This is a genomic window from Parasphingomonas caseinilytica (genome assembly GCF_036663755.1).
Taxonomy (GTDB): Bacteria; Pseudomonadota; Alphaproteobacteria; order Sphingomonadales; family Sphingomonadaceae; genus Sphingomonas.
Map to the genome: position 1 here is coordinate 219,616 of NZ_JAXOJL010000005.1, position 25,802 is coordinate 245,417.

Here is a 25,802-nt window from a genome sequence, read left to right on the forward strand (position 1 = left end):
GGGTCGAGGGAGGAGTTGGTCGCTTGCATATCGAGGGCTGCAATCCGGTCTGGTCGATCGTCCTGCCTTATTACAACGAAACCGCGTTCATCGGCCCGACGATCGCCGCCGCCATCGCGCAACGCGACGTGTCGTTCCGGCTCATCCTCGTCGATAACGCCTCTACCGACGGATCTGAGGCACTGTGCCGATCGCTCCTCGCAGAAGCACCGCATATCGACGTGCTTTTCGTCCACGAGAGGCGACCGGGCCCCAGCCATGCGCTGAAGGCCGGGTTCGATCGGGTGGAGACGCCGCTCGTCGCCCTGTGGAATGCCGACACCTGGTATCCCGCCGACTATCTTTTTCGCGCCGAGGCGATGTTGCGCCGGCCGGGTATCGTCGCGGCGATGGCAATCGACCTGCCCGCCCCGCCCACCAGCTTCCTCTCGCGCCTACGGTGCCAGCATAAGCGACTGGCCAGCACATTGATGTCGCGTCAGGCGCATACCGGCACGTTCGGCCAATCTTTCCACACCGATGCGTTGCGCGCGGCCGGCGGGCCGCGGTCGGAGGCATGGCCATGGGTGCTCGACGATCATGAACTGATGCAGCGCGTCCACAAGATCGGGCGATCCTGCTACCGGGCCGATCATGTCTGCCTGCCCTCGGACCGGCGCGGCCATAACACGCATGTGCGCTGGACGCTGTTCGAACGGCTGCTTTACCACGCGACTCCGTTCGCCCTGAAGGACTGGTTTTTCTATGATTTCCTCGCCGCGCGCTTCCGCGCTCGCGGCATGGCAAATGCCAATCTGCGCGAGCGCGACTGGATCGAGACGCCTACCGCCACCCTATCGCAAAACGAGCCTGCTCCCCACTACCTGTAACCGTCGCCCAGCGGTAACGACCGGGGGACAGCATCGCCCACGAAACGATGCGTTGCCCGGCAAAGGTTTGACCCTCCCCCGGTCATGCGCCAGCATGTCCCCAACAACAGGAGACAAATCATGCGCATCCCCCTCATTCTTCTCGCCGCCACCACGGCCATCGCCACCCCGCTGATCGCCCAGCAAGCGATGCAGGCTCCCGGCACCAAGAGCATTACCGCGATCACCGGTGGCACCTACGCGGCGGACCCCAACCACACCCTGGTCAGCTGGGAGGTGAACCATCTCGGCTTCACGCCGTATTTCGGCCTGTTCGGTGACATCAGCGGCACGCTGACGCTCGACCCCAAGAACCCCGCCGCGTCCAAGGTCGATATCACCATTCCGGTGTCCAAGGTGACGACGGCCAGCGCCGGCCTGACCGCACATATGCTCCGCGCCGGCAAGGATGGCGGCAAGCCCGACTTCTTCGGCCCCGCCCCCGCCGATGCCAAATTCGTCTCAACCTCGGTCAAGCCGCTGGGCAAGGACAAGGCGACCGTCATCGGCAATCTCACGCTCAACGGCATCACGAAGCCGGTGACTTTGGCCGTCACCTTCTATGGCGCGGGCAAGATGCCGGCGCAGATGGGCGGCAAGGAGAATGTCGGATTCGAAGCGACCACCACGCTGATGCGCAGCGATTTCGGCGTCAACATGGGCATTCCGATGGTGTCCGACGCGGTGAAGCTGAAGATCGCTGCGGCGTTCCAGAAGTAACCACACCGAGTTGCCCCTCCCCCTAAAAAGGGAGGGGCTCCGACAAGACGCCGCCGCGGTCAGCCCCCGCCGCGATCAGGCCGAGAAAGCTGCCGCGCACGCTTTCCGATGCATTCTCGAGCAGGCGTTGCATTTGTGCATCGAACGCATCGCCGCCGTCCCCTTCCCCGCGCTGCACCATCGTCCAGCTTCCGAACTGCCGCGCCTCGATCTCGCGATCGTGCAGGATCACTACGGCGCGGTGGCGCGGATCGCGCCGGATCCGATCGAACGTGGACGAAACGCTGTCGGCCGGGCCTTCCAGAACCTGCAGGAAGCGCGTGCCGTCGCTCCACAACAGACCCGTCACGCCATCGAGCGCATTATTCTGCCGCGATTGCGCGACGATCCGCGGCAGTTCGAACACACCGTTGGCGGGGTTGCTCGAACTCATATAAAGAAGCTGGCGCAGCGGCATGTGGGCGGTGTCCATGAGCATCGTCTTAATACTGATCTGCCCGATCGCGATTGAGATCGATCAATCTGTTGGGGGGTGGCCCGCAATCCACGCTGGACAGCACGCGCCTTGCCAAGCTACGCACGCGGCAATGACGCAAGGGCTGCTCCTTTCGCTGCTTCGACTTACGTGCCCTTAGGCGCGACACCTCGCCGTGCGCGCCCTCGGGCGCGGCACAGCGACCCCGCCTAAGGGACCGACCCGCCCCGAACGACGACCCGAAGTTCTGCGAGACACACGATGCTGCGTGACCCTTCCGTAAAATACCGCCCCTTCCCCCAGATCGATCTCCCCGACCGCCAATGGCCCTCGCGGACGATCACCCAGCCACCGCGCTGGCTGTCGACCGATCTGCGCGACGGCAATCAGGCGCTGATCGATCCGATGGATGCCGAGAAGAAGACCCGGATGTTCGATCTGCTGTGCAAGGTCGGGCTGAAGGAGATCGAGGTCGGCTTCCCGTCCGCCGGGGCGACCGAATTCGATTTCATCTCCGGTCTCGTCCAGAACGGCCGCATCCCCGACGACGTGACGATCCAGGTGCTGACGCAATCGCGCCGCGACCTGATCGAGAAGAGCTTCGAGAGCCTGAAGGGTGTCCCCCGCGCGATCGTCCATCTCTACAACGCGGTCAGCCCGGCGTGGCGCAAGATCGTCTTCGGCATGAGCCGCGACGAGGTCCGCGCGATCGCGATCGAGGGCGCGAAGATCCTGCGCGATTGCGCCGCCGCCCAGCCGGAAACGGACTGGACGTTCGAATATTCGCCGGAAACCTTTTCCACAGCCGAACTGGATTTCTCGGTCGAGGTATGCGCGAGCGTCATGGAAGTGCTGGCCCCCACCCCGGACAAGCCGATCATCTTCAACCTGCCCGCCACGGTCGAATGCGCCACGCCCAACATCTATGCCGACCAGATCGAATGGTTCGGTCGCCACATCCCGAACCGCGACAGCGTGGTGATCTCGCTGCACACCCACAACGATCGCGGCACCGGTGTCGCGGCGGCGGAACTGGGCATGATGGCCGGCGCGGATCGCGTCGAGGGCTGTTTGCTCGGCAACGGCGAACGCACCGGCAATTGCGACCTCGTCACGGTCGCGCTCAACATGTACACCCAAGGCGTTGATCCGAAACTCGATTTCTCGGACATCGACGAGATCGTCAACACGATCAACTACTGCACCAACATCCCCGTCCACCCCCGCACGCCTTATGCTGGCGATCTGGTGTTCACGGCGTTTTCGGGTAGCCATCAGGATGCGATCAAGAAAGGCTTCACCGCCCAGGCCGAGCGCAACGATCAGTTGTGGGAAGTGCCCTATCTGCCGATCGACCCGGCCGATCTCGGCCGCAGCTACGAGGCGGTGATCCGGGTCAATTCGCAATCGGGCAAGGGCGGCGTCGCCTGGGTGCTGGAGCAAGACAAGGGCCTGAAACTGCCCAAGCGCCTGCAAGCCGATTTCAGCCGCTACGTACAGGCCTATGCCGACGAAACGAGCCGAGAACTGAACGCCGCCGACATCTGGCAGGTGTTCGAGGCGACGTATCTCGCCCGCGACGCGGATCGCTTCGCTTTGGTCGATTATGAGGAAAGCGGCGCCAGCGGTCAGCGGCTGTTCGTGGGACGCGTGTCGGTCGATGGCGAGGAACGCTCGATCTCCGGACGCGGCAACGGCCTGATCTCGGGCGTCATCGCGGCACTTGGCGACAGCACCGGCCCGGCCTTGGATGTCGTCGATTACAGCGAACACGCGATCGGCCACGGTGCCGATGCGCAGGCCGCCGCCTATGTCGAATGCCGCACGGCGGAAGGCAAAACGGTCTTCGGCGTCGGGCTGGATACCGACATCGCCACCGCCAGCGTCCGCGCGGTCCTCAGCGCGGCGAACCGGGTTTAGGGAAGGCGTGAACATCGCGTGCGATCCCATCCGGGAACACCTCGCGCGCGATGATCCGGCTGCCAAGTCTCGCCGCCAGCAGATGCGCCGCGACGTTTTCGTCTTTCATATGTGTTTCGATCGTTGACCATCCAAGCACTTCATAACCGAACGCAATGACGGCGGCGGATGCCTCCGACGCGAAGCCTTGCCGTCGCGCAGCCGGCAGGATCCACCAGGTCAGTTCCGATCGCGGATAGCCTTCCGGCCACAAGAGACCGCAGCCTCCGATCATCCGATCGGAAGCACGCTCCACCACCGACCACATTCCATGACCCCGTAATGCCCAGTGCCCGATGTCAAACGCTAATCGGCGCCACGCGGCCGCAGTATCGATCGGTCCGCCGTAAAATGAGGAAGCTTCGGCATCGCTGTAAAATTCCCGATAAATAGGAAAATCGTCCACTGTCGGACAGCGAAGGGTCAAACGCGCAGTTTGGATCAAGGGAACTTCCACTACCGCCCCCGCACAATCTCACACCCGATCCGCGCATCCGGATACACATCGGCCTTCATCGTCCGGACCCGAACCCGCTTCACTCTGACATCCGCAAGGCACAACGCCGCGATCGTTTCGCACAGCGTCTCCTGCAACGCGAACCGCCGCTCCGCCGCCAGTTTCAAAATCTCTTCGCGGACGAAATCATAGTCCAGCACCCGCTCGATCGCATCCTCGCCCAGCGGTTCGGGATAATCGACGATCATCTCGACCGACACGATCACCCGCTGCGGATCGACCTCATAGGGGTGAATGCCCAGCCGGATCATCACCGCGAGGCTATCGAGGATCGTGGTGAATTCAGCCACGTGCACGCTCGAACATCACATCGCGATCCCGCTTCAGAAACCGCTGTCCGCAATCCACGAACACAGTCTGCCCGTTCAGGCCTCGCGCATCCAACAGAAACGCCACCGCGTCCGCCACATCCGCCGGATCGACCGGCCGCCGCAACACATTCTCGCTCGCCACCGCGCGGAACTCCGCTTCGCTCTGATCGCCACTCGGTAGCGTGATTCCGGGAGCGACGGCGTTCACCCGGATGCGCGGCCCCAGCGCCTGCGCCAGCATTGCCGTCGCGCCGGCCAAGGCCACCTTGCCGCCGGTGTAGGAGAAGAAATCGGGGTTCGGGTTTGTCACCTTCTGGTCGAGCAGATTGACCACCGCCCCCTCCCCCAGATCATCCTGCCGCGCCAGAGCCGAGGCCAGCAGCACCGGTGCGGAATGCCCGATCGCATAGAGCCGCGCCAACAGCGCCGGATCGAGCGCAGGCGGCGTATCGTATTCGAATGCGGAAGCGCTGTTCACCAACCCATGGATCGGCCCGCCAGCCACGCCCCGCGCTCGAGCGAACAGATCGTCGATCCCGGCGCTGTCGGCGAGATCGCCCTGCACCACGCCCGCCGCACCGATCTCCTCAGCGAGCGCCTCGGCCGCCCCGCGCGAAGACCCGTAATGCAGCACCACGCGCGCGCCATCCGCCGCCAGCCGACGCGCGATCACCGCGCCCAGCCGCTTCGCCCCGCCGGTCACCAATATGGCGCGCCCGTCGATCATCCGTGCATCAGCGCCAGCACTTCTTTGCGGCTGCGTTCGTCGTCACGGAACACGCCCATCATGCGGCTCGTCACCATCTTGACGCCGGGTGTGCGCACGCCCCGTGCGGTCATGCAGGCATGGCTCGCCTCGATAACCACCGCCACGCCGTGCGGCTTCAATCCGTCCCAGATACAATCCGCCACCTCGGCGGTCAGCCGTTCCTGCACCTGCAACCGCCGCGCGAACGCGTTCAGCACCCGCGCAAGCTTGGAGATGCCGACGACATGATCGCGCGGCAGATAGGCGATGTGCGCCTTGCCGATGATCGGTGCCATATGGTGTTCGCAATGCGACTGAAACGGAATGTCCTTCAGCAGGACGAGCTCGTCGTAACCGCCGACCTCGTCGAACACGCGCGACAGGTGATGCTTGGGATCGTCATCGTATCCGCTGCAATATTCCTTCCACGCCCGCGCCACGCGGGCCGGCGTATCGACGAGTCCCTCGCGCGTCGGATCGTCGCCGGACCAGCGGATCAGCGTGCGGATCGCCTCCTGAACCTCCTCGGGCACGGCAATCTTCGCCGCTATGGTGGCGATTTTTTCAGGCTCCGGATCCGATCCGAGGTCGGTCATCTTCAATTCCTAGAACAAACAGAAGCAGGGTGACGCTACGGCAAACGCGCTCTGCGTGAATTGGGCTGTCGCGACACCTGTCTCATTTGGGCAACGGCGGCGCAAGCCCGCAGTTTTGCGTGGGATTAGGCCATTGACGGCGCTTTCCGACGGGGTCTACGTCTGTGGTGTCGAGAGACAGATTTCGCAAGACGACCCCTAAGATCGTCAGCGAGGACAGGAGAGGGAAATCATGAAGAAATTCGAATTGTTCGCCGCATCCGCGCTGGCCCTGGTCATCTCGATGCCGGCGGTCGCGCAGACCAACACGCCGTCCGTACCCGCCGATCCGCCGCGCACCAGCGCATCGAGCGCGCCGGACAATGGCCAGGACGAAGAGATCATCGTCACCGCCACCAAGCGCGAACAGACGCTGCAGGACGTGCCGATCTCCGTCTCCGTCACCTCGCAGGCGACGATCGAGCGCGCGCAGATCCGCGATCTGATCGATCTCCAATCGGTCGTCCCCTCGCTCAAGGTCGCGCAGCTCAACGCCGTCGGCCAGACCAACTTCATCATTCGCGGCTTCGGCAACGGCAACGGCAATGACGGCATCGAAAGCTCGGTCGGCGTGTTCATCGACGGCGTCTATCGCTCGCGCTCCGCCGCCGGCCTGGACGATCTGCCCGAGATCGAGCGCGTCGAAGTGCTGCGCGGTCCGCAATCCACCTTGTTCGGCAAGAACGTGTCGGCCGGTGCGATCAGCATCGTCACCAAGAAGCCGTCGTTCGAACTGGGTGGCAAGGCCGAGATCACCTACGGCAATCTGCATCAGATGCAGGCGCGCGCCACGGTCACCGGGCCGCTCAGCGATACGATCGCCATTCGCCTGTCGGGCAGCGTCAACCAGCGCGACGGCTATTTCAAGAACATCACCACCGGGTCGGACGTCAACGATCGCAACCGGCGCTCGATCCGCGGCGACATCCTGTGGCAGCCGTCGTCCGATTTCTCGCTGCGCGTGATCGCCGACTATAACCTGATCAAGGAACGCTGCTGCGGCGTCCTGACGATCCTCAACGGTCCGGCGACGCAGTTGATCGGCGCACCGGTTTCGGCCGGCGGCGTCGGCAAGAACATCGGCAACCCGGCGGCGGTGTTTGACCGCAACGTCATCTTCAACACGAACCCCAGCAACCGGGTGCGCGGCGAGGGCATTTCGGCACAGGCCGATTGGGATGTCGGATTCGCCAAGCTGACCTCGATCACCGCGTATCGTAATCAGGTGAACCAGTCGCAGCAGGACATCGATTTCACCGCGGCGGACATTTCGAACAACAAGACCGCGAACGAGATCAAGACGTTCACGCAGGAAGTTCGCCTCGCGTCCGACGGTACCGGACCATTTTCCTGGTTGCTGGGCGCCTTCTATCAGGACGAGAAGCTGGATACGGGTCGGCAGATTGCCTTCGGTGCCGATGCCCGTGCCTATCTGAATGGCCTGACCGGCGGGCTGCTGCCGTTGCTCGAAGGACTGCAGGGCCTGCCGACTGGAACGTACTTCGCGCCGGGCCAGGGCATCACGGACAATTACAAGCTCAAGCAGCGCTCGTTCTCGATCTTCGGCCAGGCCGATTACAAGGTCACCGATCGCCTGACCCTGACCGGTGGCCTGTCCTACCTCAACGATCGCAAGGCGGCGCAATCGGACGTCACCGTGACCGACCAGTTCTCGCTGCTCAACCTCGAGAACATTCCGCGCTTCGGCTTCGTCCCCTTCGCTGCATTGCCCGCAGGCGTGGCGGGGTGCCTGTTGCAGAAGGGCTATGTGCCCGGCGCCACCGTGCCGGTGAACCTGTTCGGATCGTCGCTCGGCTCACGCCTGCCCGGCCCCGGCTCCGCCCCCTGCCCGGCATCGCGCGCCGGAACCAACCCGTTCGCACTGAACGGCGCACAGTTCTTCTACGCCAACACCAGCAATCACGCGCCGGTCAACTTCCCGAACGCCAATGAATCCGGCGTCCTTAAGGGCGACAAGGTCACGTATGCGGCCCGTGCCGCCTACGACTTCGGCTTCGTCAACGCCTATGCCAGCTATTCGACCGGCTGGAAGGCCGGCGCGTACAATCTGTCCTCGGACAGCCGTCCGCCAGACGCAAACGGTGTCGGTCGTTCGGCCGCTCCGGAAAACGTCACGGTCTACGAAGCTGGCCTGAAAGCGAAATTCACCGGCGGCTATTTCAACCTCGCGGTGTTCAAGCAGACGATCAAGGGCTTCCAGTCCAACGCCTTTACCGGCCTCGGCTACAGTCTGGTCAATGCCGGCAAGGAATCGGTCAAGGGCTTCGAGGTCGATGCGGCCTACCGCCCCATCTCGTTCCTGTCGTTCACCGCGGCGGCGACCTATCTCGATCCGAAGTTCGATTCCTTCACCGGCGCGGCCTGCGTCAATTACGATACGGTGCGTTGCCCGATCAATCCGCTGACCGGCCTGCGCCCCAACTTCCGCGATCTGACCGGTACGGTTCCGGCCGGCATTCCGAAGTGGAGCGTCTCCACCTCGGCTACGCTGAGCCACGATCTTTCCGAAGGCATCAACGCCTATCTGCGTGGCGAATATGACTATACCAGCAAGTTCCAGCTGACCGACACGACCCCGCCGGAACTGTCGACCTATGGGCAGAACATCGTCAATGCCAGCATCGGCGTCACCTTCGTGAAGGCAAAGCTTGAGGTCATGGGCTTCGTCCGCAACCTCACGCAGGACAATTTCCTGATCTCCACCTTCCCGACCGTGGCGCAGGACGGCAGCTATAGCGGCTATCCCAACCAGCCGCGCACCTATGGCATGACGATCCGCAAGTCGTTCTGATCCAAGGCCCCAATACTTGGACCTCCTGGGCCTCCGGCGATCCGCCGGGGGCCTTTTTCTTGCAACCAACTGGCCGCTCCTGCGCTGTTACTTCGAGGAGAGCAAACATGAGCAACCTGAAGAAGGGCGACGAAGTCACCTGGAAATCGCATGGCGGCACCGCGCACGGCCATGTCGAGAAGAAGCAGACCAGCCCCACCAGCATCAAGGGCCACAAGGTCGCCGCCACAAAGGATGATCCGCAGTTTATTGTAAGGAGTGACAACGGCGGAAAGGCGGCGCACAAGGAGGGCGCGCTGACGAAGGCGTGAATCGATGTCGGCTTGAACGGCACATCAGGAAGGACAATTTATGGCGAAGACCCCAACTGCGGCCGCGGCCCCCAAGACCGGCGGCATCCATGCCCCCGTCCAGCCGTCGCCCGAGCTCGGTGCGATCGTCGGCAACGACAAGCTGCCGCGCAGCGAAGTGATCTCCAAGGTCTGGGAGTACATCAAGAAGCACAACCTCCAGAACCCGGAAAACAAGCGTGAAATTCTTGCAGACGAGAAGCTGAACAAGGTCTTCGGTCGCGACAAGTGCACGATGTTCGAGATGAACAAGTACATCGCGGCACACCTCAAGGCGTAAAAGCCGGCGCGGCCCCGCCCGCGCTTGCCGCACAGGCACGGAACAGGCCCGGCAGCATCGCTGTCCGGGCCTTTTTCGGTTACTCGGAAATTTTAAGAGTCCGTCGTAAACAGAAGCGAATCCGAAGTCACGAAATGGCCTTCGTGACCAGTCCGGCACGCAAAAATACAATCCGACCTAGGCGAAGCGAAAGTATAAATCGCAGCGAGGCAACGCCGCTAGGTGGAACGAACCTTCCCATGTTCGCCAAACGACCAATCTCTACGCCGTTAACCGCGAGTGCCACCAGCTACACCGAACGCAGAATTTGAAAGACATCTTCCATGCCAATTCGATCCACAACTCCAGCACTTCATTTTTGCTGCTCGCTTAATATCTGGTGCTAGCCAGCCGTTCCTCTAATGCCTATCATGCAGCTCACTGAGTATGATTAAGATTCAAGGACTACCAATGAGCAGCAAGATATATAAGTATTTTTCTCCATCTGTCTTAGGATTGGTTTTTTCAAAATACGGATTTTGTAGCATTAAGTGCTCACTGCCTAAGGATTACAATGATCCTTATGAACTATTTCTGGGCGTTGATCTCAGTGTTCCATCATCGATGCTGGCGGCATACCGCGAAATTGTACAAGAAATTCCGCAGCACCCAACGTCTTGTTTTTCCAAATCTCCCATTGTCACTCCGATGTGGGCGCATTATGCCAACAATCATTCTGGTTTTGTTGTCGAATTTGACGTTGAATCACTCAAGGTTGAATTTGAAAAATTGATAATCAAGGATGTGTGCTACAGAAGCGAACCGAGCGAAGTTATTGCCAATCATTTGCAAATGGCTGTTGGAACCAAAAAGCCAAGACATGCATACTTTTTACAACAAGCCGTTATGTCTACGGCCTACTTTTCTAAAGACATTTCATGGGGTTACGAACAAGAATGTCGACTTCTGGAACAGGAAGGGCGTTGCGAGAACATCTCGGGAAACCAGATTTTACATATTCCGGTCAATTGCTGTTCAGCAATAATCGTTGGAAATAACGCAGACGCTAAAACTGTTGAGCAAACTAAGAAAATTGCTAAAGAGACATCACTTATATGGTTCGAATCTATTATAGGTAAATCAATGGGTCAGCCATTTCTAGCGTCAATTGATGGATCTCGTGCATTATTCAATGGTATTGGAATTTTAGCGGCAGACAAGGTATGCAAATCGTGTTCGGAGCCTATAGATGATAAAAATGAACTTTGCGCTTGGTGCAGCATAACTGAGGCTCAAATGCTGAGCGCAGCCCAAGGCAATCCTTTGCGAATGCTCGATCACTATGGATTGCTTGATAACTATTACGAAGGCCTAAATCGGATCGGACGCGGAAAGGACTAAAGCATCGGCCGCTAAGTGTCTTAGCCTTAGCTTTAAAACCATCTCCGATGCCATATCCGCTGAACCGGGATGCGGCGAGTGTGTCGCTGCTATAGCTTTCGCGCTTCCCGCTGCATTTAAGAAAAGTTAGTTACACAGTGCCCAATCAATAATTTTGACAAATTGGTGTCCCCGGCGAGATTCGAACACGCGGCCTACGGTTTAGGAAACATCCGTTTACCCACGGTTTTGAGGCGTTTTTTGGTGATTTTAGGTAAATCGGTAATCAGGTCGGGAATCATAGGCTGGCCGGGAGCGGATTTCGTGCGATATCGTCATGAAGATGCGGGACAGTAAAGGCGGTCGCGAAACGCTACGGTTAGGACCAGCGCGTATGAAACTAATGTCCGGATCGGCCAGAAAATATATTTCGATATCGTCGCTCAACCCTTGCGTTTCTTGGAGGCCAGCTTTGAGCGGCACCTTATGCATGAACTGTTTGAATCTCTGCCACGAACTGACTCGTATGAGCGACGAACCGAGTCCCTAATCTGGCATTTACCGGGTTGCACCTTTCAGCGAATCACCACACAGTCTGGTGATGGGTTCGGTTTCGAACCCATCATCCCGCAATAGCGGGGGAATAGTAGGAAGGGTCTCGCAAGAGGCTCAGCGGTTGCGTGCTTAGCAGCGCATCGCGCAAGTCTTGGGTGCCAGCCCTGTCCCTTCCTACTGTTCTGATTGATACGCTTAAGCGGTTGTTTACAGCAAGCGGCATTTTGACGGGACGGTCAAAAAGCCAGATTAAAAGCCAGCGACTTATTACGACTTCGGGTCATCGTCCGGAGGCGTGGCGGACAAGATCGACCGCGCCAGATTCTTGATCATCGTTACCCCGGCGCTTTTCGCGATCCCGATGACGCCCACGCCAAGCGATCCGATTGCGATCCCGGCCAGCGTGGCATTCATGATCCCCAGCCCTTTGTCGGCGACGATCACGCCGGTTAGCAGCACGCTCAACGCGGTAACGAGTAGCTCGAACATCCACACTTTCTTGCGCTTCGATGGCGTCGAGATCGTAATCCCCCGGACGATCAGCGCCGCGAAGCAGGCGCAAAAGATCGGCATCACCCAACCGATGGGGGAATGAGGAACGGCTGTCATCGTGGCCCCGGATGCAGCGGCGCTTACAACGAGGCCGACGCTGGCAGGGTAGTTGATCACGGAGTATTTATCGGAATGCGATGCCGAGCGTGACGCTTCCGGCCAGCGCCGCAGCCAAAATAACCACTGAAATGAATCGTTTAAGGCTGGCCAACTTGTGATCTTGCCAGACCACTGATGTCGGCGAACGGAGGCGCAAGAGGATTTCAGGGTAATAGACCCAGAAGGTGGCCATCCAGAACAAGACCGGCACCAGCGACACGGAATCGAAGACTCGCTTAACCGATAGGATCGTCTGCAAGGTCGCCGGGGCGGCTTCACTATAAGAGATCATATAGGCCACTTCTGGGATGCATCGCATCGTGGCGGTCACACAGACGGCCAGAACGAACGCTCGCAAAGCCGCAGCGACATCAACGCCAAAGTGGCGGTCTTCAAAGAGGTGAGTGGCCAGCATACCGCCAAGCATGATCGCCAGCGCCGGAATGACCGTGAGGGAGAATAAAGCGAACCAAAAAAGCGTCCCGCTACCGTCGAATGAAACCGGGAATGGCGATGTGGTCGCGATATGGAGCGCCTTTTGAGCGAGGGTCTGATGCATCATTGCACCTCATCGAACTCATCGAAGGGGTTGGGTTCCGGTGCCGGAGCAGCCGCGACGGGATCGACCTTTGGGCGTCCATCAATCGTGACGGGATGATCAGGCACTTTGCCGGAGACCAGCGCATCGCGAAGGCCGGTGATATTCTGAGCCATCGCCGGGTTGCGACGGGCTGCTTCTGACAACCGCTTCGCCACGATTTCGATGCCACGGTTCTCGGACAGATTGACCAAAGCGCGGGCAACGCCGGGGCTGGCGAGCAACTTGCCGCCGCCGAACGCACCGATAACCGGTAAACTGAGCAGACCGCCCACCCCCACGGCTCCGAGTTCGGCGATGTTGCCGACCGTGTAGCCGGAGCGTGAAGCGTTGCCCTTCCCTCGCAATGCCCGATTGGCCGAAGCCACACGGGCGAGGTTATCAAGATCGCGGACGGTCTGTGGAGGGAGGATCGCGGCTTTGGCTTCGTTGCTGAACTTGTCCCGGCCCCAATTGGTGAGGAAGGTTTCAAGGCTGAATGACTCGCCCGTCAAATCCTGTTTGGAGGGCAGAGCGCGGCCAAGATTGTTGATGATCGCGCCACGAACGGATGCCTGTTGATCGGCTGGAAGGACCGAGATCGACCGTGCAAGCTGGCCATAATCGGTGCGGCTCATGCGGGCAATATTGTCCGCCACGGTGTCGGCGCTGTGCATGCCGTCGCCCAAGATCGTTCTAATCGATTCGAGGTTCTGGCCACGAGCCGCATAATTCTGATCGGCTTGGCGATAGAGGCGTGCAGCGTCCCCGAGACCGTTTCGGGACAATCCGCCGCTGATGTCTTCCGACAAGCGCGGCCAGAGCGAATTCGCGGCTTCACGGACGGTGCGGTTGCCGCTGTCGATGGAATCGCCAAAGCTGGTCCGGAGACGGCGAAGACCGTCCACGGAGAAGGTGCCACGGCTGAGATTATCGCGGAGATCGCGAAGCGCCTGAGACCCGGCGACACCGCCCGGAACGGCATCCCATTGCGCAAGCTTTCGGTCGATTGCCTGAATCGTTCGAGGCGTCGATAGCTGGACATTGCCAGCCGCGTCCGCAGCCTGCTGATAGAGATGGTCGCTGGCGAGGCGGGATTCCGACTCATAAGCTGCAAGCGATCCGGGCGAATGCGGATTGGCCTGCCTTGCAGCCACGGCATTGAGGTCTTCCGCAACACCGCCAGCCGCATTGTTGGCGATACGGTCGCGGGCAAGGCCAGAATTCTCTTCCACGGCACGAGTAGCGCGTTGGATACCGCCGACATGGCCCGGAATAAGAAGGCCTTCGCCGGTTGCCGTGAGGGTCGATCCGATACCGCCATTGCTGGTGTGGCCGATGACCGGGCGGATTTGTTCGTTCCGAGGAACACCAGCGTTGAGGTTATCGGCTGCATTGAGAAGCTGGCGAGCTTCGGAAGGATTTGCACGATTGGCCGCGATGCGTTCGCCGATACGGCCAGTAACGCCACCTATGACGGAACCGAGACCCGCACCCAACGCGGCACCTTTGGCACCGGCTTCGAGACGATCCGCAACGCCGCCATCAGCGGAGTTGAATCCATAGACGCCACCGTAAGCGGCACCTTCGGCACCGGCACGAGCAGCCGTTTGGAGGGCCGTCCGACCCAATGCGGCTTCACCACCAATGGGTAGCGTGGCGAGCGATCCGATGACCTGTCCGCCGAGATAGCTACCGGGATTATAGTAGCTGGCATCCTTCAACTGTGTGCGGTTCTCATCGCGGGTCTGTGCGTAGCGGTCGCCAATCGACTGGCCATCGCCAAGCCCGACAATGTTGCCGATGGAGTTGCCCAAGGCGTCAACGCCAGCGCCAACTTCATCTGCCGAACCGAGAGAGGCGGCATCGAGTGCGCCAGTGACGACCGCATCAAACTTGCCTTTGTCGGGGCCGTGATATTCAACCGGTGCCTTATCGACATTGGTGCGGAGACCAACTTGGATCGTCCCTTTATTATGGGCACGCCATGCAAGAGCCTCATCGAGACCGGACAGCGTATCGAGGCCCTTGCCATCTTTCGCCAGACGAGCGCCGATCTGTTCCTTCGTCGCGCCGTTATTGATCAACATGGCGATGTCGGCATTTAGCTGCTGATCGGCTTCCGAGACCGTGGCTTTCTGGTCGCCATGGACCTGCATGTTGGCTTCCCAATCGACGGGAGCCGGAGTTGGTGCGGGGCCGGGTTCAATCGGTGCGACTGGCGCGGGAGCTTGGATTTGTGCCGGTGCCGCATGATGAGCGGGCGCGGGAGCATCGAACTCATCGAAGGGGTTGGCTTCGTGCACGGGTTCTGGAGCCGGAGCCTGCTGCTGAGCCATAGGCTGTGCATCGGCCTGCGCGTCCGCCATCTGATCGGCTGCGACATTCGCCGGGGCGTTGCCGTAGACGCGAGCATCAGCCGCCTCAATCGGTGCCACGAGCGGTTGCAGCAAGGCGCGATTGCGCTTGGCGATGATGGAATCGAAGAAATTGGCCATTATCGACCCAAGACCTGTGCCGCCGAGCCAACGCCATATTTCACCTCAAACGCATCTCGCAGCGCCGGGTTAGCGCGGAGCTTTGCCGCAGCACCTGCCGGGATCGATAATGCTCCGCCAGCGGGAGCCGCAGCCGTTGGAGCGGCTCGAAGCAGCCCGGAGGCTCGCTTGCGAGCGGATTGCAGATCGCCGATGATGACCCGGAGCGACGATTTGAACTCATCTTCCGACATGTTCGGGTTGAGCGCGCCAACGGCATCGGTGAGCTTTTTGCCTTCGGCGTCCGAAAGAGCGCCCATGCCCTTCAACGCCTGAACCTGCGGCAAGAATGTCTGCGCCTTGAAAGTGTCGAGACGCGCGCGGAAGTTTGCCGCGTTTGTGCCAGCGAAAGGCTGGCCGGTAACGGGGTTGATCTTGCCGAAGCTGGCCGGGTCAAAGCCGGAGCCAACGGCGGCATTGAGACCCGGATGGGTGAGCAGATCGTTGGCCGAACGGATGGCGATGTCCGTGCTGGAAAGGCCGTTTAGAACGGCTGCGCGATCCTTCGCGGCATCCTTGGTCTTCGCGGCACCGGCTGCGGGAACGCCCTGCTGAATAACTTTCGTCTGGCGGCTGGTATCCTGCGGATTCACGACCGAGCCGAGGCGAGACATTACCTGATTAGCATAAGCTTCGGTTTTTGGACCGTGGATGCGGGTATCTGGTCCGCCGTGATAATATGCCGCAGCCGCCTTCGGATCACCACCCGTCGCGTCCAAGGCCGTCTGTGTGTAGGCGATGCCGAGCTTGCGCTGGTAATCCAACCCTTCCGGGCTGGTCGCGGTCATGAGATCGGGACGCCACGGGATGTTGAGCTTTTGCGCCATAGATGCCGCCGTCGCCGGGAGCATTTGGCTGGCACCTTGCGCGCGACCATAGCGAGTCTGTGGACCGATGGCCCCCGCCCGTCCGCCAGATTCTTGGGGTTCAATGGCGTTGCGGTAAAGCTGTTCAGCCGTAACGGAACCGGGAGCGAGATTGGTTCGGCTGGTGTAGCCATCAGCGGTTTTGCCGCCAACTTCGATGACATTATTTCCGACCGGCGAATTGATATATTGAGGCGAACGGAACACCTCTTGGCCGCTACGGGTGACGAGTGATCCGCCGACCACAACCGGCTGTTCAGCCGCGATCCGGCCAGTCTGTGCGGAGAACTCCGCCGTGTTCGCGCCCTGCTGTTTAATGCCATCGTCTACGGACTGGCCGTAGCTATAATCGACATGACCAAGCGCGCGGATGTTGTCATCGGTCGGGTCGAACGCGTCGATGGCCGCGCCATCCAACCCCTGCTGCACCAGAAGGGGCTTCGCGCTGATGATTGCCGCGCGGCGCTGTCCGTAGGGAAGCGAACCGACCGCGTTGGTGATGTTCGCCAGCGCCGTCGTATTCTTCGCGCCACGGTCGAAACGATCTTTGCCCAATCCGGCCAGCACGCTTGCCGATTTGTCGTCGCCGTAAAGTGCCGCCTGTGCCGCCGCCTTGCTGTAATCGCCGGTCGATAGAGCCGCCGCGATCCCGGTGCGAGCCGCCTGCTGATCGCGCTGAGCCTGCGCCTGTTGAGCAATCTTGCGCTGTGCATCGGCATCCGCGCGAGCAATATCCTGCCCTTCACGGAAGCTATCGCCAAGCGTGTTAGCGGCTGCGCCGCTACGAAGATAAGTTGAGAAATCAAAAGCCATTTATCAGATACCGTTTCCTTTGCGCAGATTATTCCAAAGAGTTGGATCGATTGGCGATCCGCCAAGGGTATGTTGAGGGGTGGACCCATACGAAGAGCCGAACGCCTGTCCGCCAGCCTTCAAGAGGCCAGACACTGTGTTGCTGATGTTCTGGCCTTTGAACATTTGATAGCCAGCCGCCGAATCCGCAGCGTTCTGCGAGATGGCATTGCTGGCATTTGCATAGTTAGTGGAGACCCCGGCCAGCGCGCCTTTTGCGGCGCTACCGCGATTAGCTACGGTCCCAACCTGATCGACATATGTATTAAAAGTGCCGTCCGCGACATTCATTGCCTGTCGCTGCAAGGCTTTGAGCGTAGCGCCGGAGTTGCCCTGTCCAGACGCGTAAGCGTTGCTGTTGACGCCTTTTAGGGCTTCATCGACTCTCCACTGATATCCGGGAGTATTATGCAGGAGGGCGCTGGCATCGACCTTATTGCCCGATAGTCCCAATAGATCATTGATGCGGCCAGACGCGGCATCGCCAGACTCAATATCAGTTCCAAACCGACTTGCGTTCTGGTCGTAAATTGATTTTTGAAGAGCAAGCTGCTGATTGGCGGAATTGGCTTGGATTTGAGCCGCGCTCTTCGCGCCCTTCCCTGATGCAACGCCGCCTGCGACGCTACCGGCTGCGGCGATACCCGCGCCTACAAGTGCGACTGGCATATTAATAAAACCTCATTTTCATGAGGTATTTATGCTGGCGCGTTGATTACTTGGGCTGGTGTTCCGGCACCAAGTCGCGGGTCTGAGAGATTGGCACCGGAACGACCCCCAAATATAATGCTTCAAAATTGTTGCAAGCAACTTGCGACCAAGCGATCATGAAATATTTTTTATCCAGTGGTCCGCTAACCATCTTGCTCGCGAATTACGAAAATACTCGACATCGCCAGCAACATGATGGTGCCCGATGCCGCACGAGACACCGCCGATCTTTGGGAAGAACTTCAAAGCACGGGGGTTATCCGCTGAAACCTGTCCCCATATTAGGTCCGCATCCCACTCCGTGAACATTTCATGCAGAAGGCCTTTCATTTCGTCCACGAGATTACCGCCGCGTGCGTGAGGATGGCTCATGGTGTGAACCTCGAACACGCCGGGGGCGCTCCATTCGAAGATCAGCGCCAGCGAAGGGAGCGGAGCGCCAGCCATTACATCCTCCATGGTCAAATCGCGGTCGCCGTTGTGCAGGATGATGAAGCGTTCGTCTTCGAACAGATTATCCAGCAAAAGGAAGCCCTCCGTTTCGGGATGATCGGCGGGATTCCATAACAGCCAACGAACGGTGTCAGGATGGTTGGCCAGCGTGTTCAAGGCCGATGGGTCGTAGCTTCTCATGGGATCGCCGTTGGCTCTTCACGAGGTCCGCCAACACCGGGGGGCCGGGTGCCGCCGCCGCTGATCGGAGGATCGGTTGGCGAGGCATCAGCATTCGGCGCAGCGACAGAACCGACAAGATGGCGGTCCATCCCCTGCCCCGCTTGGAGGTAGTCAGTGGTGTAGATATAGGTAACGACACCGCCCGTGCGAGCGGCATCCGTGTAGGTGATGTAATAGAAAGACGCGAGGTCGAGGCCGTGGAGGGCTGCTCCGGTAACGGCCACCGATGAACCGTCCCCATATTTCCGCGTATGGTCCGCGATCATGATCATGGCCTTGGAGCTATCGACGCTATCGACCGCCGAACTTAAAACGCCATCAGGTGAAACATAGCTGGCCACGAGACTGGCTTCTTTACCCTGTTGGAGCGCAATCGCCTTTGCCTCCGCCGCGTTGGTGATTGCGATCCCGGCCTGTTGCAGCGAGAATTGGATATCGTCCGTCTGTTGCTTGATCGAATTGATGGTGGATTCGAGGTTGGCATAGCTGTCGTTTTGAGCGCGCAAGAATGCGGTCGTCGGATTGCCGGTGTCGGGATCAACGATCTTATTTCCGGCGATCATCCGGGCGATTTTGAGAAACTTCACGCTCATCAGACGGACCAGCTTTCATTGGCCAGCGCACCCGAGATGCGGATGTTCGTCGGACTGATCGTGGAGATTTCGAAGGTTCTGGACGGGCCTTTCGTGGCTCCGAGCCGATAGGCATTGAGGATATCGGACCCGGTTCTGGCATCGAGCATGATGGCCGGAGACCAATCCGCATCGCGCTCATCACGGTAGCGCATCTTGAAGATCGCCGGAGCTTCACAGCCTACGCCTAACGCGAAACTGGTATTGCGAACCGGAATGGCGGGCACGGCGATGGTGCCGGTTACGAGCCGTTCAATCGTTACCCCGTCATCGGTTACGGCGTCCGGGTCGAGCCGGTAGAGCTTCCCGTTCGCCCCGGCGCACAGCGGACCAGCGTTGGTGTCCATGGCCACGACGGGGAGCCAAACGGTTTGGCCAAGGGTGGAGAACTCGCACCAAATCTTGGTCGCCGCGTCATAGGCGAAGGTGCCCACGGACGGGATACGGAGACAGTAGAACTTGTGGCCTTCGGAGGTGAAAACGAACGCGGTGCAGAGATCAGATCGGCGACGGATTTTCTCTTCGATGCCGAAAGTGCTGATGCGCTGCGGAGTATCGCTGAGACGATAGACAATGGCATCGTCGCCAACGAATAAGACGCTATTGTCGAAGAGACACACGCAATCACGCGACATTGCGCCGCGATCCATGAGACGACCGGGGGCGCGCTGGAATGTAGCATCCGCATCGCCGGTAGACTGCCAAACCTCAATCGAGCGCGAGCCGAAGAGGAACATGTCATCTTTCAACCGGCGAACCGCCGTAATGCCATCCGGCAAGCTTTCTGCGGTCGCAAAGTTCAGCGCGTCGAAGGTGTCGGAACCCGGCTCCAACCAAAAGAACCGGCCATCGGATAGCCCGACCAAAAAATAGGAATTGAGGACATCCAGATCGACAATGTTTTGATCGTCGGGGAGCGGAATCTGGACCAGCGTGTCCCCGTCGAATGACCAAAACTGGCCACCCGAACAGATGCCAACGCGCTCGAAGGTCGCGGCAATCGTGACCAGATCGCCATCGTCGGTGATGGGTCCGACCAGCGTGATATTCGCGCCATCCGTGGTGTAGACTTCGCCGCCAGACACTACGACCGTGAGACTGGATAGGACATTATCGCTCTGGTAAATCCCGCGAATTGGTCCGGGGAAATCTGCCAGCGACACGAGACCCGGCCTCTGCAAACGGTAGGTCTCATCCGGGCTGGCACCGCTTTCGTCGGTTTCGAGATATAGATTTACAAGGCGCGTTTCAGGCTGTTCTCCTCGCTTACGGTCATAGCTTTGCAGCCCCAGCGGAACGGCGGGCATTAGAAATAGACCCCGCGCTGGACGGACTCCGGATTTGACCAGTTATGCGTGATTCCCATGTGGAACCGGGCCGAGTTCATGCGGATGATGTCGCTGGCCTGCTGGCCATATTCATCGGCCAACTCGACGGCCAACGAGCAGACGAGACCGATGGGGTCACGGTTGCTCATCGGTGCCTCGGTCGTCAGGGTTAGCTCTGTAAGCAGCACCCAATTTTTGACCGCGCCGTCGTAGAGCCAAGATTCCGTTTCAGCGGTGAAGGCGTCGGAGATGATGACCAACGATCCGTCCAACGGGGGACGATCCCGGCCACAATCTCGGATGGTGTCGGGAAGCGTTATCGCGCCGACCATGCCGTTGCTGCGGATTACGCGCTCATTTTCGCCAGCCGTGTAATCGGTCGTCGGGACTACATCGCGGAGGGTGCCGAACGCGCCTTCGGAGATAAGGCGAAGATAGAGGCCGGAGAGGACTTGGAGCGCATCGTTGGCGTCGGTATCGTTGGGGATCGAGCCTGCACGAAGGACGCCAATCCGGCGAAGAGCGCGAGAAATTAAGTCGAGTGTGTTCATCAGGTATTTAGCCTGATGGGGGCTATCCAAGGTTTCCGGATCGTGGTTTGTTAAATGACGATAATGAGGGGGGCGATAGTTGGAACAGTCGAAGCGTGAGCGAGTTTTTCTTTACGGCGTGATACCCGTGGTCGCCGCAATTATCGGTGCTATCGCAACTGTGGTCGTGGGAAGATATGTCGGAGGGGACCACCCGTCAGATGTCATGCTCGAAATAATTAAAAACAAAGCTCTTACGCCGAATGAGCAAGCGAAGCTAATGGGCTTGGCGAACGCTAACACCGAGCAGTTCTATTCATTTCTACGGTCCATTCTTGCCGTTATGTCCGTATCAATAGGCATTTTTGCGGTAGGTCTCAGCGATTGGCTACGCTCAAAAATCAGATAGCCACAAAAAAGACGGCCTCCCGAAGGAAGCCGTCTCTTTTAGTTTGATGGATTAAGCGTCCAATGCCGAAGCGTGGAAGATGCTGACCATTCCAGTCTGAACACCAGCCGCGCTCATCTTCGACTGACCGCGAACTTCAACGATAGCGACATTCGATTCCATGCCGTAATCCCATACCTGAGTGCGGGGTTCGGCCATCTTCGAATATGCCAGAGCGATAGCGTTCTGACCCATCAGGAGAGCGTGACCAACGCGGGCACCGGAGGCACCTACAAGACCAGCTTCAACCAGTTCCGGAATCTCACGGATGATGATGCCGTTATAGATCAGATCACCGGACTGGAAGATCGGGTTGGTATCGACATCCTTGGCGCGAGCATGCTGGTTTGCAGCATAGATCGTTGCGTCGGTGCTGACATCGCGGAAGCCTTCCGAATCGCACGCCAGAACATACCACTCACGACCAGCAGTCGCGTCGGTCTTGTAAGGTGTGATCTTGAACGGGTTGGACTTCTTTGCCATCGTCTTGGCCATGTTCAACACGCCAGCCGAGAGCTTCTGAGCCGCCGTGATGTTGCCCAGCGAAGTAGAGAGAACGCCCGAAGAGGTGTTCGCACGGACATTGCCGCAAAGGATGCGATCCGTATTGGCGACCAACCAAGCATTCTTTTCCGCAGCCGAAGCGTTGACAAATGCCTTGTAGGTGTCTTCGAGAGGGTTGCCATCGGTATCGAGGCCACCAGCGATAACAACCGACTGACCAGCGATGAGCAGATCATTACGGAGTTTCTCAGACGAGTCATTCAGCAAGGAAGAGCGAGCCGCGTTAGCGACATCCAGTTCCGTCTTGTAGGTTTCACTCTCCTGAATCTTCACGCCGTTACGACGAAGGGTCGTGCGGACCACCGTCGAATAGTTTTTTAGATTCTCTTCCGCACCCATAAGCTGAGTGCCACCGGTAACACCGGGACCGCTGAGCTTAGCGAAGTAAGGAAGGTGGATCGTTGCGCCACTCTTGTCTTGTAGTTCCTTCGTAACGCGGATAATCGAGTTCGAAGTCGTGCCCATGTAAGGCAGTAGGCCGCTTTCGCGGACATATTCAGAGGTGTATTCTGCGGACCAAACCTGTTTTTCGTTAGCAGATACCAGTTTAAATGAAGCCATGTTTTCCTTATGTTATTTCTTAAAAATGGCGTCGAAAGCATCCTCCTTGGTTGGCGTTGCACTGGCAGTTTCACGAGATTTCGCAGCTACTAATGATTTCGGACCAAGGGCTTTCGGGGCCGTGGGTTGTATTGCAACCGGCAATCCTTCGACTGCGGAGGTTGTCAGCCCGAGTTCTGCGGCGCGTTTGCGGACATAAGCGTCCGGATCGGTATCGAGTTCTGCGAGCATATCGGCGCGTTTCTTTTGCTCGATTACCCATTTGACCGGATCAGCCTGCGCCAACATTCGAACTGCAAAGGTTGGATCGGTCGCATCGACCTGTCCGCCCCAATCTGCCAATTCATCGATGAACTCTTGACCATATTCGGTCAAAGCTCGCTCGCGAGACTGGTGGAAGTTCTGTTGTGCAATCTGTTCGGCGACTTGCTGCGATACAAACTTCTGTTGGTATTCGGCGAAGCCCGTGGGATCATCGTAAGGATCAGGGATGGACCTGTTGGCCTGCTTCGCTTCATATTCAGCGAGACGGGCGTTTGCCGTTGCAAGAGCATCTCGTGCCTCTCGTGCCCGGTCCCGTTCTGCATGAACTACCGACAATGGAACCATCTTTGGCTCTGCTGTCTTGGGTTCTGCTTCCACTACTGCTTCAACTTCCGTCTCTGCTTCCGTAGTTTCTACCGGTTCGTTCGTCTCAACCTCTTGGGTCTCAACTTCCGTTTCGGTTTCGGGGATTGGTTCACTCGAAGTGAAGAAATCATCCAACTGCTTATCCATAACTTACCTCAACCATCTGACGCGTGGCTCTTGCGAAACGCCCGTTTGAATATGACGGCGACTCATCTTCGATCACGGCTCGAAAGACCGGCCACACACGCGGTGTGCAGCGTCCGAAAGCGCCCTTGGGTTGGCGACACCGGAGACTGTTTCGGGTCTCTGCTTTTATTTATGCTGGCGCGCTGGAAGAGCGACTTCGGTCCCGCGAGACCCTTTGTGGGTATGCTCCACCGTCACCGATACGACCGCCTATTGATCGACGCCGCGCTCGCGGTTGGCTGGCTACCGGGTCGCTCCCCTGATCAAAATGATCGGCTTGCGCGCAAAAAAAGAGGAAAACCAATCTGGATTAATTACCGTGGAAAGACAGCGCGGTAGCCTCCCCTCGGTCGAAGGGAGAAGGTCATGAACGAACTGAACAACTCGGAATACTATGCGCGTCGGGAAGCAGCCGAACGCAAGTTAGCCGCCAAGGCGCATGACAGAGCTATCGCAAAGATTCACGCTGATCTTGCTGAACGCTACGCACTTTTAGCCAGCCAGCGGTCTCCCAACCCCGGACTCCATGTTGTTCGCTGATCAATAGGCCGGTGGCTGCTGCGGCTGAGTGGCCAGATGCATTCCGACCAAGGCTTGGGTTTCGAGGTCCGTCCGTTCTGCCTCAGCCCCGGCCTTGGCGGCATGCGCTGAATCTTTGGCAATCTTGGCTTTCTTCACCTCGATATCGGTCTGTGCGGCTTGCATCTGCATTTGCGCGGCTGCGGTCTGTTCCTCGCCACCCGCCTGTTGCTGTTCAGCCGCCAGACGCTTGATCCGGTCGATGGTCTCGCGCTTGTTCGGAAGTTGGCTCATCTCCAAAATCAACAGGAACTCCGGCGACGAGATCGGCGTCTTCGTCGCGGAGGCATATTCCATGATTTGCTGCGAGATTTCGTGCTGCAAGCTGATCGTATCGGGCGTGGTCGAGAGGATGATATCGAGATCGAGTTCGGCCAGACGGTTCTTCATCTCGACTACGCCCATACCGGCGCGCATCATCGGCTGGCCGGTAGCGGGATCGACGGCGGGCTGGCCGGTTGACGGATCGATCACCGGTTGCTGCACCGGCCCCATCACGGGCTCATTGACCGTGAGGAACTCGATGGCTTTCGGATCATCAGCAATGCGGATGATGGTTGGCTGGTCCAAATGCTCCTTCGCGATCCACCACATCTTGCGGTAGATCGTGAGTTCGAAATCTTCGAAACGCGAGAATCCACGGGCGATTTCTGTGCCGCCAGCCTGTTGCAGGATTTGGCGGGCGCGCCCGGATTCACCGGCCCCGGAGCTACGGCCCAAGACAGCCGGTGTCGGTGCCATGCGGTCCAGATCGGCCATGGACTGTTGCAGGATAAGCATCTGGCCCTGCGCCAGATCGGGAGCTTGAATCGGGCTATATCCGAACGGAATAACGCCATCGGCCTTGCCGCCTTCACGCCGCGCAATATCTTTGTTCGCAGCCGGGGCGTAGAGGTCCGTCTGTTGCATCTGGCGATGGTTCACGAGGTGCAAAAGGCGCGAAGATCGGGCGTTTACGCTGTCTTGGAGCGGCACCATGTTCCGGATCGGGCCGTAGCGGTCCCCATCGGGACGCGTTTCGAAGCTTGCAGCCGTAATCGGGCAAAAGGTCTGGCCGTAGTCGTCATGATAGACGGATTCCCCGGCGTAAAGCATACCGGCATCACAGAAAATGGCGCGGTGCCAGTCGCCAGCAATCTCATAATAGAGGTCTACAACACGAAGACGGTCGCGCTTGGGTGAAGACCACCACTTTTGCTTGTTATCTTCGTCAAAAAACGATGCGAGGTCGCCTGTCTTGGGACTGCCAAGCGCCAGATACGCTTCCGGGAACATCGCCTCGACATCAGTCGCTTCCACGAGCTTACCGAGGCCCAAAAACTTCGCATCTTCGAAGTCATGCTCGCTCGAAAGCGGGTCATAAATGAAGTCTTCCCAACGAATACGGCTGGCGGTGACATGATCCCCGGCGAACTCCAAAATAGCGGAGCAAGTGCCTTCGATTAGGAAGTTTTCCGAGGATTTACGGCGTGTCGTCTGCCAATTCGCCCTTTCGGCCAGATAACGGAGGGTTTTGGTAGCGACATCAGCCGCATCTTGACTCTTCGGGGTGCGTGGGAAGGCTTCGGGATCGCTGCTGGCGGCATCCACGAGGCCGAATAGCCCATTGATCGCAGGGGCAATTTTGTTGTTCGGGTGGGGCGGCTGGCCACGCTTCGCCAGCGTCGCCTTCATTTCCGGGCTGATCTGGTCGCCGTCGAAATAGCGACGATCCCGCTTGCTGAGATTGGCATTCTGGCGCGCGGAATCCAAAAATCCCTGCACCATGCTCTTCAATTTCGAGTGCGAATACGGTGCTTTATAGGTATCTGCGATTACTTCGGTGTTAGGCTGTTCTTCCATCCAC

General features: G+C 59.0%; 25 protein-coding genes. 8 read left to right on the plus strand and 17 right to left on the minus strand.

Going from position 1 to position 25,802, the window contains the following annotated elements:
* Positions 1 to 23: 23 nt before the first annotated feature.
* Together U1738_RS12695 and U1738_RS12700 are read left to right on the plus strand one after the other, a co-directional pair.
* Complete coding sequence (locus tag U1738_RS12695) at positions 24 to 869, plus strand: glycosyltransferase family 2 protein (RefSeq protein ID WP_332789404.1); 846 nt, start codon at positions 24 to 26, stop codon at positions 867 to 869.
* Between the two features lie 120 nt (positions 870 to 989).
* Positions 990 to 1,628, plus strand: coding sequence for a YceI family protein (locus U1738_RS12700; RefSeq protein WP_332789405.1), 639 nt, complete (start codon positions 990 to 992; stop codon positions 1,626 to 1,628).
* Positions 1,629 to 1,650: 22 nt separating this feature from the next.
* Here the strand turns inward: U1738_RS12700 and U1738_RS12705 are convergent, their stop codons facing one another.
* Entirely contained in the window at positions 1,651 to 2,100 is a 450-nt protein-coding gene (locus U1738_RS12705) for a BLUF domain-containing protein (RefSeq protein ID WP_332789406.1), read from the minus strand.
* Between the two features lie 264 nt (positions 2,101 to 2,364).
* Here U1738_RS12705 and leuA point away from each other — a divergent pair, with 264 nt between their 5' ends.
* Positions 2,365 to 4,023: a 2-isopropylmalate synthase gene (leuA, locus tag U1738_RS12710; protein ID WP_332789407.1), complete on the plus strand. Its 1,659-nt coding sequence runs from the start codon at positions 2,365 to 2,367 to the stop codon at positions 4,021 to 4,023.
* On the opposite strand, the gene U1738_RS12715 is transcribed toward leuA, so the two are convergent.
* From U1738_RS12715 to folE, 4 genes are read right to left on the minus strand one after another with little or no spacing between them, the layout of a single operon-like run.
* Positions 4,001 to 4,519, minus strand: a complete 519-nt coding sequence (locus U1738_RS12715) for a GNAT family N-acetyltransferase (RefSeq protein ID WP_332789408.1) — start codon at positions 4,517 to 4,519, stop codon at positions 4,001 to 4,003. The genes leuA and U1738_RS12715 overlap by 23 nt on opposite strands.
* Positions 4,519 to 4,869 carry a dihydroneopterin aldolase gene (locus tag U1738_RS12720; RefSeq protein WP_332789409.1) on the minus strand — a complete coding sequence of 117 codons (351 nt, stop codon included), beginning with the start codon at positions 4,867 to 4,869 and terminating at the stop codon, positions 4,519 to 4,521. The genes U1738_RS12715 and U1738_RS12720 overlap by 1 nt, the downstream gene beginning before the upstream one ends.
* A complete protein-coding gene (locus U1738_RS12725; protein ID WP_332789410.1) occupies positions 4,862 to 5,617 on the minus strand; it encodes an SDR family oxidoreductase in 756 nt (251 codons plus the stop codon). Before U1738_RS12725 ends, U1738_RS12720 begins: the two co-directional genes overlap by 8 nt.
* Complete coding sequence (folE, locus tag U1738_RS12730) at positions 5,614 to 6,234, minus strand: GTP cyclohydrolase I FolE (protein ID WP_332789411.1); 621 nt, start codon at positions 6,232 to 6,234, stop codon at positions 5,614 to 5,616. Before folE ends, U1738_RS12725 begins: the two co-directional genes overlap by 4 nt.
* A 232-nt stretch (positions 6,235 to 6,466) precedes the next feature.
* Here folE and U1738_RS12735 point away from each other — a divergent pair, with 232 nt between their 5' ends.
* From U1738_RS12735 to U1738_RS12750, 4 genes are all read left to right on the plus strand, one after another.
* Entirely contained in the window at positions 6,467 to 9,085 is a 2,619-nt protein-coding gene (locus U1738_RS12735) for a TonB-dependent receptor (protein ID WP_332789412.1), read from the plus strand.
* Between the two features lie 107 nt (positions 9,086 to 9,192).
* On the plus strand, positions 9,193 to 9,396 hold the full coding sequence (locus U1738_RS12740) for a hypervirulence associated TUDOR domain-containing protein (RefSeq protein WP_332789413.1): 204 nt from the start codon (positions 9,193 to 9,195) through the stop codon (positions 9,394 to 9,396).
* Positions 9,397 to 9,436: 40 nt separating this feature from the next.
* On the plus strand, positions 9,437 to 9,715 hold the full coding sequence (locus tag U1738_RS12745) for an SWIB/MDM2 domain-containing protein (protein WP_332789414.1): 279 nt from the start codon (positions 9,437 to 9,439) through the stop codon (positions 9,713 to 9,715).
* A 450-nt stretch (positions 9,716 to 10,165) separates the two neighbouring features.
* Positions 10,166 to 11,095: a DUF2971 domain-containing protein gene (locus tag U1738_RS12750; RefSeq protein WP_332789415.1), complete on the plus strand. Its 930-nt coding sequence runs from the start codon at positions 10,166 to 10,168 to the stop codon at positions 11,093 to 11,095.
* An 801-nt stretch (positions 11,096 to 11,896) separates the two neighbouring features.
* Here the strand turns inward: U1738_RS12750 and U1738_RS12755 are convergent.
* The 11 genes from U1738_RS12755 to U1738_RS12805 all read right to left on the minus strand — a co-directional run bounded on the left by U1738_RS12755 (position 11,897) and on the right by U1738_RS12805 (position 23,338).
* Positions 11,897 to 12,202 (minus strand): hypothetical protein, encoded by a 306-nt coding sequence (locus U1738_RS12755; RefSeq protein WP_332789416.1) that lies wholly within the window; start codon positions 12,200 to 12,202, stop codon positions 11,897 to 11,899.
* A 103-nt stretch (positions 12,203 to 12,305) separates the two neighbouring features.
* The gene (locus tag U1738_RS12760; RefSeq protein WP_332789417.1) at positions 12,306 to 12,839 is read right to left on the minus strand and encodes a hypothetical protein; all 534 of its coding nucleotides are present in this window, start codon (positions 12,837 to 12,839) and stop codon (positions 12,306 to 12,308) included.
* A complete protein-coding gene (locus tag U1738_RS12765; protein WP_332789418.1) occupies positions 12,839 to 15,355 on the minus strand; it encodes a hypothetical protein in 2,517 nt (838 codons plus the stop codon). The genes U1738_RS12760 and U1738_RS12765 overlap by 1 nt, the downstream gene beginning before the upstream one ends.
* The gene (locus tag U1738_RS12770) at positions 15,355 to 17,073 is read right to left on the minus strand and encodes a hypothetical protein (protein WP_332789419.1); all 1,719 of its coding nucleotides are present in this window, start codon (positions 17,071 to 17,073) and stop codon (positions 15,355 to 15,357) included. Before U1738_RS12770 ends, U1738_RS12765 begins: the two co-directional genes overlap by 1 nt.
* A 3-nt stretch (positions 17,074 to 17,076) precedes the next feature.
* Entirely contained in the window at positions 17,077 to 17,781 is a 705-nt protein-coding gene (locus tag U1738_RS12775) for a hypothetical protein (RefSeq protein WP_332789420.1), read from the minus strand.
* 156 nt (positions 17,782 to 17,937) lie between these two features.
* Positions 17,938 to 18,456, minus strand: a complete 519-nt coding sequence (locus tag U1738_RS12780; protein ID WP_332789421.1) for a GNAT family N-acetyltransferase — start codon at positions 18,454 to 18,456, stop codon at positions 17,938 to 17,940.
* Complete coding sequence (locus U1738_RS12785; protein WP_332789422.1) at positions 18,453 to 19,091, minus strand: hypothetical protein; 639 nt, start codon at positions 19,089 to 19,091, stop codon at positions 18,453 to 18,455. The genes U1738_RS12780 and U1738_RS12785 overlap by 4 nt, the downstream gene beginning before the upstream one ends.
* Positions 19,091 to 20,437: a packaged DNA stabilization protein gene (locus tag U1738_RS12790; protein ID WP_332789423.1), complete on the minus strand. Its 1,347-nt coding sequence runs from the start codon at positions 20,435 to 20,437 to the stop codon at positions 19,091 to 19,093. The genes U1738_RS12785 and U1738_RS12790 overlap by 1 nt, the downstream gene beginning before the upstream one ends.
* Positions 20,437 to 21,009 (minus strand): hypothetical protein, encoded by a 573-nt coding sequence (locus U1738_RS12795; RefSeq protein ID WP_332789424.1) that lies wholly within the window; start codon positions 21,007 to 21,009, stop codon positions 20,437 to 20,439. Before U1738_RS12795 ends, U1738_RS12790 begins: the two co-directional genes overlap by 1 nt.
* Before the next feature lie 439 nt (positions 21,010 to 21,448).
* Positions 21,449 to 22,561: a phage capsid family protein gene (locus tag U1738_RS12800; protein ID WP_332789425.1), complete on the minus strand. Its 1,113-nt coding sequence runs from the start codon at positions 22,559 to 22,561 to the stop codon at positions 21,449 to 21,451.
* 12 nt (positions 22,562 to 22,573) lie between these two features.
* Positions 22,574 to 23,338, minus strand: coding sequence for a hypothetical protein (locus tag U1738_RS12805; RefSeq protein ID WP_332789426.1), 765 nt, complete (start codon positions 23,336 to 23,338; stop codon positions 22,574 to 22,576).
* Between the two features lie 405 nt (positions 23,339 to 23,743).
* Between U1738_RS12805 and U1738_RS12810 the strand changes: the two genes are divergently transcribed.
* Positions 23,744 to 23,917 (plus strand): hypothetical protein, encoded by a 174-nt coding sequence (locus U1738_RS12810; RefSeq protein WP_332789427.1) that lies wholly within the window; start codon positions 23,744 to 23,746, stop codon positions 23,915 to 23,917.
* Here the strand turns inward: U1738_RS12810 and U1738_RS12815 are convergent, their stop codons facing one another.
* Positions 23,918 to 25,798: a portal protein gene (locus U1738_RS12815; RefSeq protein WP_332789428.1), complete on the minus strand. Its 1,881-nt coding sequence runs from the start codon at positions 25,796 to 25,798 to the stop codon at positions 23,918 to 23,920. It abuts the gene before it with no gap.
* Between the last annotated feature and the right edge of the window lie 4 nt (positions 25,799 to 25,802).